Genomic DNA, 14,147 nt, shown 5'->3' with positions numbered 1-14,147 from the left:
GGGGTCCCGGGACCAAAAAGCCCGATACCGGCGCAGAATTGCGCCGATATCGGGCTGGTGCGAACCACGGGTGGGCCCGCCTCACCGTAACTAGCCTGCGGGTGAGACAACGCCTCCGGTCAGGACGCGATAGGCGTAGGTGCTCGCGATGAGCGTGAGCGGGACGGTGACGAGCAACCCCAGGCCACACAGCAGGGCGCCCACGATGTTCAGGCCGACGCAGGCAAGTGCCAGCAGGAACAGCGGACCGACATTCTTGGAGGTCAGTTCGAAGCTCGCCTTGATCGCGGTCATCGCGTCCATGTCGCGGTCGATTGCGAAAGTCAGCGCGTACCAGGTCAGGAACATGATGATCAGGCCCGGGATGATGAGCAGGATGAAGCCGATCCAGGTGATGATGCCCACGACGATGGCGACGATGAACACCACGCCCAGGTTCCTGAAGTTGAAGAACGCGTTGATGTTGGGGCGCTGACCATCGAGTTCGGCCAGGGCGCCGTTGGTGACGGCGGCCTTGAAGATCGTGGTGACGACAAACGAGGCCAGGCTACCGAGCAGGCTCAGGAGCCACGAGTCGGTGTTGAAACTGAAGCCGGAGAATGCGAACTGGACGACGAGGCTGACGACGAACGCCAGCAGGCAGATCGCGATCCAGGGGCCGGCGTTGGCCTTGAACTTTTCCCAGCCGTAGTTGATCGCCGCACCGACGGACAGCTGCGGCGGCCCGAAGCCGCCACTCGCGGGGTATCCGCCACCCTGCGGTGCGTACTGGCCCACCGGAGGTGGTGGCGGAAAGCCACCCGCAGACTGGTAACCACCCTGCGGCGGCGGGTAGTGCCCACCTGCCGGGGGCGGTGGATAGGACTGGCCGCCCTGCGGGGGCTGATATCCACCTTGCGGCGGGTACTGGCCGCCCTGCGGAGGCTGGTAACTGCCGGGCGCCGGGTACTGGCCGCCTTGCGGGGACTGATAGCCGCCCTGTGGTGGGTATTGACCGCCCTGCGGCGGTTCGGGCTGCCCCGGATTCTTCCCGAGAGGAACGCCGGGTTCGTCTCCGGGCGGGGGTGGGTTCTGCGTCATTTCGCAATCCTTCGATGTCTATCGGACTTGGGCACTAAGTGTTCAGTTGACCCAATCCCAATGGGTATGGGGTGTCAAGGACATCGGGACTCGGTTGACCGGCGTGTGGTGAGTCGAGCGGTTCGCCCCGACGTTTGAAAGTTACGTCTGCTGGGCACACCATGGTCATGACTACATTCACAGCACCGGGTCTCTCGGATGAGGCCACAAAGAAATTGATCGCAGTCATGCAGGAACGCCTCAGCGCATTCAACGACCTGCACCTGACTCTCAAGCACATTCACTGGAACGTGGTCGGACCGAACTTCATCGGCGTTCACGAGATGATCGACCCGCAGGTCGACCTCGTGCGCGGCTACGCGGACACACTCGCCGAGAGAATCGCGACGATGGGCGGATCGCCCAACGGCACCGCCAAGGCGATCGAGGAAGACCGCTCCTGGAAGGACTACTCCGTCGGTCGCGACACCGTCCAGGCCCATCTCGGTGCGCTCGACCTGGTGTACGTCGGTTTCATCACCTCGCATCGCGAGGCGATCAAGGTCGCCAGTGAGATCGACCCGATCACCGAGGACATCCTGATCGGCCAGACCGCTGAACTCGAGAAGTTCCAGTGGTTCGTCCGGGCGCACCTCGAGAACGCTGCGGGCGAGTTGGCCAATGCCGGCGCAAAGACCAACGCTGCTGCCGCTGACCAGAGTCGCTGACCGGCCACTTGAGACCGGACTCTCCAATACCCCGTCGGCACAGGTTGCCGGCGGGGTATTGTGCTGCCTCGAACTAGAACACGTTCTACTAATTCGAGGGGAGACGCCAGATGGCGAGTGTCGAGGAGTTGCAAAAGGTTGTCGAATCGTATGTCGACCTGGTTGCGAACGGAACGCCGGAACAGGTCGCAGATCTCTACGCCGACGGCGCATCCGTCGAGGATCCGATCGGCGCCGACATCCGGAACACCCGTGAGTCGCTGATCGAGTTCTACGGCGTGATCGCGGCGATGGACAAGGCCACCGCAGAACTGCATTGGACCAAGATCGCGGGGGACACCGCGGTCTTCGAGTTCACGTTGATCACCGAGACCGCGGGAATGTCGTTCAAGATCACCCCGGTCGACATCATGGTGTTCGACGACGACGGCAAGATCAAGACGATGCGAGCGGTCTGGCGGCCCGAGGACCTGCAGCAACTCTAGTTTCGTGCGCTATCGACGAGTGACGGTCGCCGGTTTCGACTGGAACCTCATCGATGAGGGTTCCGGGCCGGTGATCCTGCTCTGCCACGGTTTTCCGGGTCTGGCGTACAGCTGGCGTCACCAGGTCGAGCCGCTGGTGAGCGCCGGGTTCCAGGTGATCGCCCCGGACATGCCCGGATACGGCGCAACCACCGCGCCGGCGACGATCGGTGAGTACACGTATACGTCGGTCGGTCGGCGCTTGATCGGTCTGCTCGACGCGTTGGACGTCGATCGCGCGGTGGTGGTCGGCCACGATTTCGGGGCACCCACGGCGTGGACCCTGGCGCTCACACATCCCTTGCGCATTGCGGGACTGGTCCTGATGGCGATGCCGTACTCACCGGACCGGCTTCCGATAAAGCCGTCCGATGCGTTCACCGCCATGGCGCAGAACCACTTCTTCCATTTCGAGTACTTCCTGCAGCCCGGACTCGCCGATGCCGAACTCGATGCGGCACCCCGAGAGTTTCTGCACCGCATCCATCACGCCCTCTCGGGGGCCTATCGCTACCTCGACATCTGGCAGCACCCGAGTGGTCGCGGGGGCACCAGGGTCGGATATCTCGACGCGTTACCGCAGGCGCCGCCACTGCCGTGGGCGTGGCTGACGGCCACTGACGTGGACATCTACGAAAGTGCTTATGGCGAAGCAGGTTTCACCGGTGGATTGAATTGGTACCGTGCCGCCGACCTCAATTGGGAGCAACAGGCCATGCGGCCGCGCAGTCTCGATGTGCCCGCGATGTTTCTCTGTGGCGGCAACGATCCCGTGCTGACGATGACAGGAACGAAGGCCATCACCCGAATGCGGGAGATGATGCCTCGGCTGCAGCGGGTCGAAATCTATCAGGGCGCCGGGCATTTCATCCAGATGGAATGCGCCCAGGAGGTCAGCGCCGCGCTGGTCGAGTTCGCTGTCGACCTCGACTGGTGAGTCCGCGACACCCTCACCCGTCGCGACTCGCGTGGGGTGCACCGATGCCGGGATCGATCTGGGTCGGGCCGTTGGGCCCGGGTGTGATGTCGAAGTCGAAGATCGCGGTCGGGAGGTACACGGTGGCGCAGGCATTGGGTATGTCGACCACACCGGACAACCGTCCTTCGATGGGTGCGGCGCCGAGGAGCAGATAGGCCTGTTCGGGCGCATACCCGAACTTGGTCAGGTAGTCGATCGCGTGCAGGCAGGCGCGCTGATACGACAGATGTGAGTCCAGGTAACGCTGCTGACCGTCGAGGGTGACCGAGGTGCCCGAGAACGCCAGCCACTGTGAATACTGCGGGTCGGTGTTGCCGGGCATGAAGATTGCGTTCTCGCCCACCCCGTAGGTGGTCATGCCATTGCGGAGGATGTCGACGCGGAGATCGATGAAACCACCCATCTCGATGGCGCCACAGAAGGTGATCTCACCGTCTCCCTGGCTGAAATGCAGGTCACCGACGGAAAGGTTGCCGCCGTCCACGAAGACGGGATAGAAGACGCGGGTGCCCTTGGTGAGGTTTTTGATGTCCTGATTGCCGCCGTTCTCCCGGGGTGGTGCGGTTCGCGCGGCTTCGGCTGCCGCAGAGGCGAATTCATCGCCGGTCAGGCTTCCGAGAATGGCATCTCGGGGTTCCGGTGGCAGTGCCAGCGGTGGCACCCGGTCGGGATCGGTTGCGATCAGGGCTGCTTCGCGGGTGTTCCAGGTTCCCAGGAGTTCTTTCGAGGGCGCGGTTCCCATCAGCCCGGGATGAACGATGCCGGTGAAGCCGACACCCGGGATGTGACGTGAGGTGGCGGTCTGGCCGGAGAAGTCCCAGACCGCCTTGTACGCATCGGGGAACTGTTCGGTGAGGAAGCCGCCACCGTTGTCGGTTGGGAATATCCCGGTGTAACCCCAGCCCTGGCCGGCCAGCGGTCCCGAATCCTCTTGCGGGATGGGGCCGAGGTCGAGGATGTCGACGATCAGCAGATCCCCGGGCTTGGCACCCTCGACCGCGATGGGTCCACTCAAGGTGTGGACCGTGGTCAGTGGTGCGTTGAGGATGTCTTCGGCCGAGTCGTTGTTCTCGATGGCCCCGTCGAACCATTCCCGGCAATGGACGCGAAAGCTCTCACCCGGTTTGACGGTGACCGCGGGCGGGATCGCGTGATGCCAACGGTTGTGGCCCAACAACTGCTGTTCGGTGAACTTCTTGGTGGAGTCGAGCGGAAACACCACGTCAGGCATGAGCTGATCTCCCTAGGGTCGGGGCAGGGTGGAATGCCGGGGGTCGGTGGACACGGCTCGACGCCGTGGCGCAGGTTGCCGGGGCGAGGGAAGCGGACCGTTCACGACAGTCGGTTCGGAGGCACTGCGTTTCGTCGCATCCAGGACACGCATCGACGGGGATCTGCCGGAGGTGAGGCCGACTGTGGTGATCATCCGCCGCGACGTCGATTCGCAGCGGGGACAAGATGACTCGGCGGGTAGATCGGCGAGGGAATAGTGGCGGTCGAAGTCGCCGCAGGACTGGCAGCGAAATTGATACGTGGGCATACTGCCCTCCCGTCACTCGGGGGTGAAACGGCTGCCGGACCATCATTACACGCAGATCGCACTCCTCGCCGGGGCTCGACCGTGCAAATGCCTGTGGTCGCCGAAAGATGTCACAGTGGTGGGTATGGATCTGGTCCGACACCTGAGGTTCTTCGTGGCGGTGGCCGAAGAGGGACATTTCGGCCATGCGGCCGCACGCCTGGAGATGACACAACCCCCGGTGTCCCAGGGGTTGCGACGCCTGGAGAAGGAACTCGGTGTCGAACTCATCCGCCGGGGACCACAGGGAGCTGTGCTCACCGGTGCCGGACGTGAACTCCTGCCCCGTGCCCGGGTATTGGTCGATGACGCCGAACGATTTGCCGGGGAAGCCCGGCGATTACGCGAGCACCGGGACGTCCTGCGATGCGGATTGCCCTCCGACCTGGACCCGGCGATCGCGGCTCGCTGTTCGATGGCCCTCGCCGGACTGGGACCCGATCGGGGACATCGGATGGTCACCGGCACGGTCGCGGAACTGGTCGCGGACGTGCGGAAGGGCCTGCTCGATTTCGCCGTGGTCGAGCATCCTTGTGTCCGTGACGATCTGGAGGCGGGTTCCGCGGTCCGCATCGATCGGACATTCATGGTTCCGCAAGGTCATCCGGTGACGACGGCGACGCGGCCTTCGGTGCGCATGCTCGCTTCGCTGGCGTTGGCGCATGTGCCCCGGGCCGCGAACCCGCCCGCCGTCGACCTGCTCCTCGACACACTCCATGTCCGCGGGCTCGACGTCGACGTCCTGCCTGTCCGGACCGCGGGTGAGGCCATCGCGGCCGTGGCGGGCGGTCAGGCCTTCGCGCTGGCGGTGGATGAAGATCACCTCCAGCACATCGCCGGCATCAGGCTGGTGCCGATGATCCGGGAGGACGTTCCCCTGCGACTGCTGGTCGTGCGGCGTCCGGGAGCCGATCAGGTGGCGATCGACGCGGTCGAATCGGCGTTGTGGAAACTCTCCCGGTGACCGCGCAGGATGTCGCGACGGCCCGGTCCCGGATCGGGGAGACCTTCGCCGACGCCGGCTGCGCGGGCTGGGTGCACGCCCGGACCATCGGTCGGGCGCCTTCCCGTGAGTTCGTCTGGGATGCAGACGATCCGGTGGTGATGGCGTCGGTGTACAAACTGCCGCTGATGGTGGCACTGTGTCGGAAATCGGACCGCGGTGAGCTCGACCTGGCCGCGACCGTCACCGTGGATCCGCGCAGTTGTGCGGCCGGACCGACCGGCATTGCGGCGCTGCACGATCCGATCACGTTGAGTTGGCGTGACCTGGCCGTGCAGATGATGGTGGTCTCGGACAACGCTGCCGCCGACGTGATCCTCGCCGAGGTCGGACTGGCCGCGGTTCGGGAGGTACTCGAGTCGGTCGGCCTGGAGGGGACCCGAGTGGTCGGCGGAATGGCTCAGTTGCAGCAACAACTCGTGGCCGAGACCGGGGCGGACACGGTCTCCGAGGCCTTTTCGGCGTTGGCGAACATCGACCGTGACGACACCATCAGCGCGTACGACCCAGCGTTGGCCAGTGCCACCACACCACGTGAGGCCACCCGACTACTCGAATTGATCTGGGACGACCGGGTGGCCTCGCCGGCGATGTGCGACCTGATCCGCAAGACCATGCGTAAACAGGCGTGGCAGCAACGCATCTCGTCGGGATTCCCGCTGGGGGTGGCAACCATTGCGGGCAAGACCGGAACACTCGGTGCCATCCGCAATGAGGTTGCGGTGGTCGAATACCCCGGCGAGCATCCGATCGCGGTCGCCGTGTTCACCCATGCCGCCCGATCGGAGATGTCACTCCCGACGGTGGAGGCCGCGATCGGACGGGCCGCCAGGATCGCGGTGACGGAGGTCCGGAGCCCACTTGTCTGACTGTCACTGCGAGGCGAAGTGCCTGCTGCGCTGGTCAGCTCGCGGTGAGGAGTTCGGTCATCTGCTCGTAGAACGCGGCAGGGTCTCCGGCCAGTGACGCCTTCACCATCGCGGTCCAGTCGTCGACGATCACCTCGATCGAGCCGTCGACCAGGCCTTCGAGTGAGCGACGGGGCACGTCGCGGGGATCGATCTTGGGCCCGTCGTAGCCGGCCGAGATGTCCGTGTCGGCAGCACCGAGGAGGACCCCCTGTACGAGAGTGCCCGCAGCGGCGAGCTCGAGGCGCACGCCGTTGGTCATGTTCCATTCAGCTGCTTTGGCAGCGGAATACGAACCGGTGCCGGGGGCGGCGAACCAGGACAGGGCAGACAGTACGTTCACGATCGCACCACCACCGTGTGCGGCGAGGACCGGGGCGAATTCCCGGATCACGCCGAGTGTTCCCCAAAAATGTGTGTCCATCTCCCGGCGAATCTCGGACAGGTCGCCCGTGACCAGCGGCGCGCCGGTCGCGATGCCGGCGTTATTGACCAGGAGGGTTACATCCGGCGCGGCGGCGGCGGCCGCGGCGACGGACTGATGGTCGGTCAGGTCGAGTCGCAACTGCACCACCCGCTTGTCGTCGAAATCGAGGGTCGCCGTGCTGCGGGCCGTCGCGTACACCTTGCTCACGCCACGGTCGAGCAACTCGAGCACGAATTGCCGGCCGATGCCACGATTGGCTCCGGTGACGAGGGCGATCTGATCAGTGATGTCCATGGGGGCCTTGCTTTCTGGGAGATCGGTGTGGTCATCGGGTCGTATCCGGCCCGACTTCGGCTACTCTAAAACCTGACGTTGACGTGAAGGGCAAGTCGGCGAACGGGATAGCCCATTTCAGAGGAGGCGCACGGGATGCGGATAGGCGATGTCGCACGCCGCACAGGAGTCAGCACGAGAGCTCTCCGTTACTACGAGGAGCAGGGTCTTCTTGCTTCTGAACGTACTTCCAGTGGCCAGCGCACATATCCGGAGTCAGCCGTCGAGCGGGTGAAGTTGATCCAGCAGTTCTTTACCGCCGGTCTGTCGAGTCGAACGATCCTGCAGCTGCTGCCCTGTGTCGACACCGGCCAGGCCTCCCCCGAGGGCTTCGAGCTCCTCGCCGCAGAACGCGACCGCATCAGCGCCGCGATGGCAGATCTGGCTGCCGCACGCGATGCCCTCGACCGGATGATCGATATCGCGCACAACCCAACCCCTGAACATTGCCCCGCCCTCCGCGAGACCCCTTGGTTGCCATACGACGCTGCCGGCGCCACCACCGTTGTCCAGCTCCCGGATCGGGCGCGGCCAGTGGTCCTTGACGACGCCAGGGGTGGGGCCGAACTGCGGTGATAGCAGAACGCTATCGCCCGGCGGAGTGTTGCGACCTTGTGGGCGATGCGCCGGGATGGTTGAGTTCGCGGGCAATGAGTATTGATGAGCGCACTCGGCCGGGTAAACGATGGATGACAGCAGCGGTGGTGCTGGTCGTGGCGCTGGTGGTGGCGGCCTGCGGTCAGTCCGGGGACGATCCGGAGAGCAGCTTCGAGGCCTTCGCGTCGGCGCTGGAGAAGAAGGATGTGGCCGAGGCGGCTGATCAGACCACCGATCCGGCGACCGCCAGGGTGGCGATCGGGGACATGTACAGCCGCCTCGGGGACGAGGCCGAGGTCGATGTTGCGGTCGGAGACGTGGAATCCGACGGTGGGGACGGCCGACTGACCATGACGTGGACATTCGGGCCGGGTAGAGATCTGACGTATGAGACCATCGGCCGATCGGTGGAGACCGACGACGGCAGGCGGCTGGAGTGGTCACCGGCCCTGTTGCACAGCAACTTACGACCCGGAACATACTTCCAGTACTCCGACGACAAGGAGTTGCTCACCCCGGTCGTCGACCGATCCGGCGCTGAGTTGATGACCTGGCAGACGGTCGGTGTGATCACGTTGGATCAGGCGGCACTCGGTGAGGGTTCGGCAGCGCTGGCGCGGGTGCTGGGCGGGATCGACCCGTCGATCACCGATGCGTCGATCCGGACCGTGGCAAAGGGCCAGGGCGGACCGACCGTCACCGTCGCGACGCTGCGGGCAGATGATCTGGAAAGGGTTCGCGAACAGCTTGATTCGATCAACGGTGTCGAGGTCGCGGAGCAGGGGAAACTGCTCACCGTCGAACGTGGACTGCGCTCGCCCGTGCTGGCCGGGATGGAAGAGATCTGGAATGAGCGGATCTCGGCCGGGGCCGGGTGGTCGGTCCGGATCGTCGACGGTGACGGCAACAGCGTCGATCAACTCAAGAGTGTTCTCCCGCAACAGGTCGAACCGATCGGGCTGACACTGGACCTGCGATTGCAGATGCTTGCCCAGCAGGCCGTGTCGTCGCAGACCAAACCGGCGGTGCTGGTGGCTATCTCGCCGTCGACCGGAGGGATACTCGCGGTGGCACAGAACGATGCGGCGAACAAGGAGGGTCCGATCGCGCTGACCGGGCTGTACCCGCCCGGCTCGACGTTCAAGACCGTGACGACGGCGGCCGCGTTGACGTCGGGTGCGGTGACGCCGCAGACGCAACTGCCCTGTCCGGGCCGCGCGACCATCGAGGGACGGACCATCCCGAACGAAGACGAGTTCGATCTGGGTTCGGTCCCGCTCAGCACAGCCTTCTCCCGCTCGTGCAACACCACGATGGCCACGCTGTCGAACCGGCTGGGTGCCGGTGCGTTGCCGGCCGCTGCCGAACAGTTCGGGATCGGTGTGGACTTCGTGGTTCCCGGTATCACCACGGTCACCGGGAAGGTCGGCGCCGCGGATACGCCGGCGCGCAGGGTGGAGAACGGGATCGGGCAGGGCGGTGTCACCGTCTCGCCGTTCGGTCTGGCGGTGGCCGAAGCGAGCCTGGGCAATGGGTCGCTGGTGGCGCCGGGCCTGGTGGCCGGTGAGCAGACCACCTCGGACAAGACGCCACCGCCGCTCGACCCCGATGTGGTCACGGCGTTGCGGGCGATGATGCGGGAAACCGTGACGTCGGGCACCGCATCGTCGCTGGCCGACATCGACGGGCTCGGCGGTAAGACCGGCACCGCGGAGTACGGCGACAACACCGACGCGCACGGCTGGTTCGCGGGCATCCGCGGTGACATCGCCTTCGCCTCGCTGGTGGTCGGTGGAGACAGCTCGGGTCCGGCGGTGGCGGTGGCCGGCGACTTCCTGCGGCCGGCCGCCGAGGGCTGAGACCCCGCGTCAGCGACGACCGGTGGGCTTGAGCACGATCTCCTGCGGGTGGGCGTCGACCGGGGTGTGGATGGCGGCGACCACCGCCGCGGCCACGGTTTCGGGGCGTAGGTAGCGGGTCCCGTCGTAGTCGATGCCGCCCTCCATGGCCACCAGCTCGGCCTGCATGTCGGTGTCGATCCGGCCCGGGAAGATCGATGTCACCCGCAGGGCGGGTTCTTCGATCCGGACCGCGTCGGCCAGTGCGCGCAGGCCGAACTTGCTGGCCGCGTAGACGCCCCAGCCCGGGTTGACCCGCTGACCGGCACCGGAATTGATGAACACCACATGACCGCCGGCGTTGCGCAGGGCGGGCAGCAGCTGCCGGGTGAGTTCGGCGGCGGCGATGAGGTTGACCTCGAGGACCCGGCGCCACTCGTCGGCGGGTGATTCCTCGACGGTGCCCCAGCTGATCACCCCCGCGTTGTGCACCAGCACGTCGAGCGAGCTGATCGCCTCGGTGGCGGCAGCGATCTCGTCGGGATCGGTCAGCTCGACCGGCCAGGTGCTCGCACCGTCCAGTGACAACGCCATGTCGTCCAGTTCGGTGGAAGGCCGGCCGCCGAGCAGCAGGTCATGGGTGGGGGCGAGTTGGCGGGCGATGGCCGCTCCCAGCCCGCGGCTGGCGCCGGTGATCAACGCGGTTGGCATGACCTCAACCTTAGTGCCGACGGGCCGGGCGCCCGAGGGGTCGGGCGACCAGACCGGGCGCGAATGGAGGTGGGGGGCCAGAATGTTCAGCGTGGGATACTCCGGCTTCACGAACACACAGCTGTCCGCCCGCGCGGCGTACCTTCTGCGCGGCAATGATCTGGGGACGATGACCAGCGCGGCGCCGCGCCTCTACCCGCACATGTGGAGCTGGGATGCCGCCTTTGTCACGGTGGGTCTGGCTCCGCTGAGTGTCGAGCGGGCGGTGGTCGAGATGGACACCCTGCTCTCGGCGCAATGGGGCAACGGGATGATCCCGCACATCGTGTTCGCCAACGGGCGCGATGGTTACTTCCCCGGGCCCGCCCGCTGGGAATGCTCCGAACTGGCGTTCAATGCGCCGCGGGCGCCGCACACGTCCGGCATCACGCAGCCGCCGGTGCATGCGATCGCGGTCCAGCGGATCCTCGATCATTCGCGGCGGCAGGGCCGCACCACCCGGTCGGTGGCCGAAGAGTTCCTCGACCGGCGCTGGGGTGACCTGGTGCGCTGGCATCGGTGGCTGGCGCACGCACGGGATCCGAAGGGGCGCGGCCGGATCACCCTCTATCACGGCTGGGAGTCGGGGATGGACAATTCCCCGCGGTGGGATGCGGCCTACAACAATGTGCTTCCGGGGGTGGATCTCCCGCCGTATACGCGGGCGGACCTGTCGCACGGCGCCGACGCGTCGATGCGTCCCACCGACATCGAATACGACCGGTATCTGTGGCTGGTCGAACAGATGAAGCGCGCCAACTACGACGACGCGATTCTGCCCGAGGTGATGAGTTTCGCGATCGAGGACGTGTTCGTCAGCGCAATCTTTGCGGTCGCCTGCGACGTCCTGGCCACGATCGGCGAGGACTATTCCAAACCGCTCGCCGACGTCCGCGACCTGCGGGCCTGGTCCGACCGCTTCCGTTCCGGTGTGGCCGCCTCGACGTCGGAACGCAACGGCGCGGCACGGGATTTCGACATCCGTGCGGACCGCTGGATCAATACCGAGACCATCGCCATGTTCGCGCCGTTGCTCTGTGGTGGTCTGCCGCGGGATCGTGAACGGGCCCTGTTGCGTCTGTTCGAGGGCCCGCGCTTCTGTGGTCATCCGGATCTGAAATATGCGGTGCCGCCGTCCACGTCACCGATTTCGGTGGACTTCAAACCGCGGGAGTACTGGCGCGGGCCGGTCTGGCCGGTGATCACGTGGCTGTTCTCGTGGGCTTTTGCCCAGCGCGGCTGGCCCGAGCGGTCGGCACGTCTTCGCGAAGAAGGGCTGCGGCAGACACAGGACGGATCTTTCGCCGAGTATTACGAGCCGTTCACCGGTGCGCCGCTGGGCAGCATGCAGCAGTCGTGGACGGCGGCCGCGGTCCTGGACTGGCTCGACTGAAAAATTGCCTGGTGGGTCTGGACACCACGGCCGTTGTCCGATTGAGTGATCCGATGGCCTCTCAAGTCGACCCGCCGTCGCCCTCACGGGTGACCGCTCCCGCCGGCGCCGACGTGATCACCCTCGAGTTGCCGGCGGTCACGCTCACCGCCTTTGCCTGGGGGCCGCCCGACGGTCCACTTGCACTGTGCCTGCACGGTTTTCCGGACACCGCCTACAGTTGGCGACATCTCGGTCCACGGTTGGCGGCCGAGGGATACCGGGTCGTGGCGCCTTTCACCAGGGGCTATGCGCCGTCGACGGTCGCGGCGGACGGTGATTACCACGTGGGTGCGCTGATGTCCGATGCGGTCGAGATCCATCGCCTTCTCGAGGCGGACAACCGCGCGGTGGTCATCGGCCACGACTGGGGCGCACTCACCTCCAACGGTCTTGCCGCATACGGGGATTCCCCGTTCGCGGCGGTGGTGTCGATGTCGGTGCCGCCGGTCGGCGCCTTCACGTCGCCGTCCGGCGACACCGCCGGGCTGATGAAGCTGCTCGGCCGCCAGCTGTTCATGAGCTGGTACATGATGTTCGTCCAGTTGCCGCGGCTGTCGGAGCGCAGCCTCGATCGGCTGATCCCGCTGCTGTGGCGTCGCTGGTCACCGGGCTACGACGCCGGTGAAGATCTGCCGCAGGTCTTTGCCGCCCTACCGAATCGGGAGCATCGCGCCGCAGTGCTCGGCTATTACCGGGCGACGCTGCGACCGGGGCGCAGCGCCGATCGGTATCGCCGCATGCAGGCGGCCGCTTTCGGCAAGCCGCTCACACCACTGCTGTATCTGCATGGCGCCGACGACGGGTGCATGCAGGCCGGGTTCGCCGACCGTGCCGGCAAGGTCCTGGTGCCGGGTGGTCGAGTCCGCGTCGTGCCGGATGCCGGTCACTTCCTGCATCTCGAGAAGCCCGTGGAGGTGGGGGAGTTGATCATCGAATATCTCCGCCACGACACGTGAAGGATTTATCGTGAATTGTTTGACCGGCGGATGAACAATTGATTGCCGGGGTCCGGCGGTCATAGAATCCCGGGTGATGAGTACGCCAACGAGGAAACCGCGCGGTGATCGGCATCCGGACAAGTTCGGGGACCGCCGCCGGGAACTGGCGAAATCTGCTCTGGCGACACTTGCCCGACGTGGTTACGCCAACACGAGTCTGCGCGACATCGCAAATGATTCGGATTTCACGCACGGCGTCCTGCACTACTATTTCGCGGACAAGAACGAACTGATGATCTTTGTCGTCCGCGAATACAAGGTCGAATGCGTGACCCGATATGACGCGGCCGTCGAAGCGGCCACCAGTGCGGCCGACCTGTCCGTCCGGTTCGCCGCGGCGCTGAAGGACACCGTGATCGTGGACGCGTCGATGCATCGGCTCTGGTACGACATGCGGGCGCAGAGCTTGTTCGACGAGCGCTTCCGGTCCGCGGTCGGAGAGATCGAACAGGGCCTCGAAGACATGACGTGGCGGGTGGTCACCCGCTACGGAGAGTTGGCCCAGGCAGCCCCGGCGCTGCAGCCACCCCAGGCCTACGCGCTGATCGACGGTTTGTTTCAGCAGGCGCTGTTCCGATGGCTGGGCGGCGACGATTCTGCCGGGGACTACCTGGCCGCACAGGTGAGCGACGTGATGGCCAAACTCTTCACCTAGGGGTTGGTCGTGGTCTCGGGGTTTGGCGTAGGCGTGGCGCCGGGTTCGACCGGGGGTGTGGCCGGCGGCGTGGGGGCTGGTTTGATCTTCTGCTTCAGCTGGTAGGCCTTGATGAAGATCGCCCCGAGAATTTTCTGAATGCGGGTGGGTTCCTGCGCTTGTTCTGACACGTTGGTTCGCTCCGTGGTTGGTCGGCAATGGTGTGACCCGGTGCGGGGCGACGATTCACGCGTCGAACCCTGCCCCGGTCGACACACACCGGACACACGCTCCCACCCCGTAGATCCCTCCCCGTCGGATCCATGGAAACGTAACCCATCCACGCCCGCGTGGA

At 65.6% G+C, this 14,147-nt stretch carries 16 protein-coding genes; 10 read left to right on the top strand and 6 right to left on the bottom strand.

Going from position 1 to position 14,147, the window contains the following annotated elements:
* Positions 1-90 precede the first annotated feature (90 nt).
* Positions 91-1,080, bottom strand: a complete 990-nt coding sequence (locus tag AC51GR_RS09085) for a hypothetical protein (protein ID WP_496324306.1) — start codon at positions 1,078-1,080, stop codon at positions 91-93.
* Positions 1,081-1,247: 167 nt separating this feature from the next.
* Here AC51GR_RS09085 and AC51GR_RS09080 point away from each other — a divergent pair, with 167 nt between their 5' ends.
* The 3 genes from AC51GR_RS09080 to AC51GR_RS09070 all read left to right on the top strand — a co-directional run bounded on the left by AC51GR_RS09080 (position 1,248) and on the right by AC51GR_RS09070 (position 3,248).
* Positions 1,248-1,787 carry a Dps family protein gene (locus AC51GR_RS09080; RefSeq protein ID WP_496324305.1) on the top strand — a complete coding sequence of 180 codons (540 nt, stop codon included), beginning with the start codon at positions 1,248-1,250 and terminating at the stop codon, positions 1,785-1,787.
* 110 nt (positions 1,788-1,897) lie between these two features.
* Positions 1,898-2,272 carry a nuclear transport factor 2 family protein gene (locus AC51GR_RS09075; protein WP_496324304.1) on the top strand — a complete coding sequence of 125 codons (375 nt, stop codon included), beginning with the start codon at positions 1,898-1,900 and terminating at the stop codon, positions 2,270-2,272.
* 4 nt (positions 2,273-2,276) lie between these two features.
* Positions 2,277-3,248 (top strand): alpha/beta fold hydrolase, encoded by a 972-nt coding sequence (locus tag AC51GR_RS09070; RefSeq protein WP_496324303.1) that lies wholly within the window; start codon positions 2,277-2,279, stop codon positions 3,246-3,248.
* Between the two features lie 13 nt (positions 3,249-3,261).
* Here the strand turns inward: AC51GR_RS09070 and fmdA are convergent, their stop codons facing one another.
* Together fmdA and AC51GR_RS09060 are read right to left on the bottom strand one after the other, a co-directional pair.
* Positions 3,262-4,521 carry a formamidase gene (fmdA, locus tag AC51GR_RS09065; RefSeq protein ID WP_496324302.1) on the bottom strand — a complete coding sequence of 420 codons (1,260 nt, stop codon included), beginning with the start codon at positions 4,519-4,521 and terminating at the stop codon, positions 3,262-3,264.
* A 12-nt stretch (positions 4,522-4,533) separates the two neighbouring features.
* On the bottom strand, positions 4,534-4,830 hold the full coding sequence (locus AC51GR_RS09060) for an FmdB family zinc ribbon protein (protein ID WP_496324301.1): 297 nt from the start codon (positions 4,828-4,830) through the stop codon (positions 4,534-4,536).
* A 124-nt stretch (positions 4,831-4,954) separates the two neighbouring features.
* On the opposite strand from AC51GR_RS09060, the gene AC51GR_RS09055 reads away from it, so the two are divergent.
* Both AC51GR_RS09055 and AC51GR_RS09050 read left to right on the top strand, forming a co-directional pair.
* Positions 4,955-5,833 carry a LysR family transcriptional regulator gene (locus AC51GR_RS09055; RefSeq protein WP_496324300.1) on the top strand — a complete coding sequence of 293 codons (879 nt, stop codon included), beginning with the start codon at positions 4,955-4,957 and terminating at the stop codon, positions 5,831-5,833.
* Positions 5,830-6,741, top strand: a complete 912-nt coding sequence (locus AC51GR_RS09050) for a serine hydrolase (RefSeq protein WP_496324299.1) — start codon at positions 5,830-5,832, stop codon at positions 6,739-6,741. Before AC51GR_RS09055 ends, AC51GR_RS09050 begins: the two co-directional genes overlap by 4 nt.
* Before the next feature lie 34 nt (positions 6,742-6,775).
* Here AC51GR_RS09050 and AC51GR_RS09045 read toward each other — a convergent pair whose 3' ends face one another.
* Positions 6,776-7,501, bottom strand: a complete 726-nt coding sequence (locus AC51GR_RS09045) for an SDR family oxidoreductase (RefSeq protein WP_496324298.1) — start codon at positions 7,499-7,501, stop codon at positions 6,776-6,778.
* A 135-nt stretch (positions 7,502-7,636) separates the two neighbouring features.
* On the opposite strand from AC51GR_RS09045, the gene AC51GR_RS09040 reads away from it, so the two are divergent.
* Positions 7,637-8,116 carry a MerR family transcriptional regulator gene (locus AC51GR_RS09040; protein WP_496324297.1) on the top strand — a complete coding sequence of 160 codons (480 nt, stop codon included), beginning with the start codon at positions 7,637-7,639 and terminating at the stop codon, positions 8,114-8,116.
* 74 nt (positions 8,117-8,190) lie between these two features.
* Positions 8,191-9,996 (top strand): penicillin-binding transpeptidase domain-containing protein, encoded by a 1,806-nt coding sequence (locus AC51GR_RS09035; RefSeq protein ID WP_496324296.1) that lies wholly within the window; start codon positions 8,191-8,193, stop codon positions 9,994-9,996.
* A 9-nt stretch (positions 9,997-10,005) separates the two neighbouring features.
* Here AC51GR_RS09035 and AC51GR_RS09030 read toward each other — a convergent pair whose 3' ends face one another.
* On the bottom strand, positions 10,006-10,686 hold the full coding sequence (locus AC51GR_RS09030) for an SDR family oxidoreductase (RefSeq protein WP_496324295.1): 681 nt from the start codon (positions 10,684-10,686) through the stop codon (positions 10,006-10,008).
* 91 nt (positions 10,687-10,777) lie between these two features.
* Here AC51GR_RS09030 and ggh point away from each other — a divergent pair, with 91 nt between their 5' ends.
* The 3 genes from ggh (at position 10,778) to AC51GR_RS09015 (ending at position 13,813) form a co-directional block, all read left to right on the top strand.
* Entirely contained in the window at positions 10,778-12,118 is a 1,341-nt protein-coding gene (gene ggh, locus AC51GR_RS09025) for a glucosylglycerate hydrolase (protein ID WP_496324618.1), read from the top strand.
* Between the two features lie 53 nt (positions 12,119-12,171).
* Positions 12,172-13,116: an alpha/beta hydrolase gene (locus AC51GR_RS09020; protein WP_496324294.1), complete on the top strand. Its 945-nt coding sequence runs from the start codon at positions 12,172-12,174 to the stop codon at positions 13,114-13,116.
* A 76-nt stretch (positions 13,117-13,192) separates the two neighbouring features.
* Positions 13,193-13,813: a TetR/AcrR family transcriptional regulator gene (locus AC51GR_RS09015; RefSeq protein WP_496324293.1), complete on the top strand. Its 621-nt coding sequence runs from the start codon at positions 13,193-13,195 to the stop codon at positions 13,811-13,813.
* Here the strand turns inward: AC51GR_RS09015 and AC51GR_RS09010 are convergent.
* Positions 13,810-13,983 (bottom strand): hypothetical protein, encoded by a 174-nt coding sequence (locus tag AC51GR_RS09010; RefSeq protein ID WP_496324292.1) that lies wholly within the window; start codon positions 13,981-13,983, stop codon positions 13,810-13,812. The genes AC51GR_RS09015 and AC51GR_RS09010 overlap by 4 nt on opposite strands.
* Positions 13,984-14,147: the final 164 nt, after the last annotated feature.

The sequence above is a fragment of the Williamsia sp. z71 genome, from assembly GCF_059553375.1.
Note: the sequence above shows the minus strand (reverse complement) of the source record. Positions and strands in the feature narration are given on the sequence as shown.

What these genes read in the sequence shown, in the direction of transcription:
- AC51GR_RS09085 (WP_496324306.1), bottom strand. Translation starts at nt 1,080, where the DNA reads ATGACGCAGAACCCACCCCCGCCCGGAGACGAACCCGGCGTTCCTCTC.
- AC51GR_RS09080 (WP_496324305.1), top strand. Translation starts at nt 1,248, where the DNA reads ATGACTACATTCACAGCACCGGGTCTCTCGGATGAGGCCACAAAGAAA.
- AC51GR_RS09075 (WP_496324304.1), top strand. Translation starts at nt 1,898, where the DNA reads ATGGCGAGTGTCGAGGAGTTGCAAAAGGTTGTCGAATCGTATGTCGAC.
- fmdA (WP_496324302.1), bottom strand. Translation starts at nt 4,521, where the DNA reads ATGCCTGACGTGGTGTTTCCGCTCGACTCCACCAAGAAGTTCACCGAA.
- AC51GR_RS09060 (WP_496324301.1), bottom strand. Translation starts at nt 4,830, where the DNA reads ATGCCCACGTATCAATTTCGCTGCCAGTCCTGCGGCGACTTCGACCGC.
- AC51GR_RS09055 (WP_496324300.1), top strand. Translation starts at nt 4,955, where the DNA reads ATGGATCTGGTCCGACACCTGAGGTTCTTCGTGGCGGTGGCCGAAGAG.
- AC51GR_RS09045 (WP_496324298.1), bottom strand. Translation starts at nt 7,501, where the DNA reads ATGGACATCACTGATCAGATCGCCCTCGTCACCGGAGCCAATCGTGGC.
- AC51GR_RS09040 (WP_496324297.1), top strand. Translation starts at nt 7,637, where the DNA reads ATGCGGATAGGCGATGTCGCACGCCGCACAGGAGTCAGCACGAGAGCT.
- AC51GR_RS09035 (WP_496324296.1), top strand. Translation starts at nt 8,191, where the DNA reads ATGAGTATTGATGAGCGCACTCGGCCGGGTAAACGATGGATGACAGCA.
- AC51GR_RS09030 (WP_496324295.1), bottom strand. Translation starts at nt 10,686, where the DNA reads ATGCCAACCGCGTTGATCACCGGCGCCAGCCGCGGGCTGGGAGCGGCC.
- AC51GR_RS09020 (WP_496324294.1), top strand. Translation starts at nt 12,172, where the DNA reads ATGGCCTCTCAAGTCGACCCGCCGTCGCCCTCACGGGTGACCGCTCCC.
- AC51GR_RS09015 (WP_496324293.1), top strand. Translation starts at nt 13,193, where the DNA reads ATGAGTACGCCAACGAGGAAACCGCGCGGTGATCGGCATCCGGACAAG.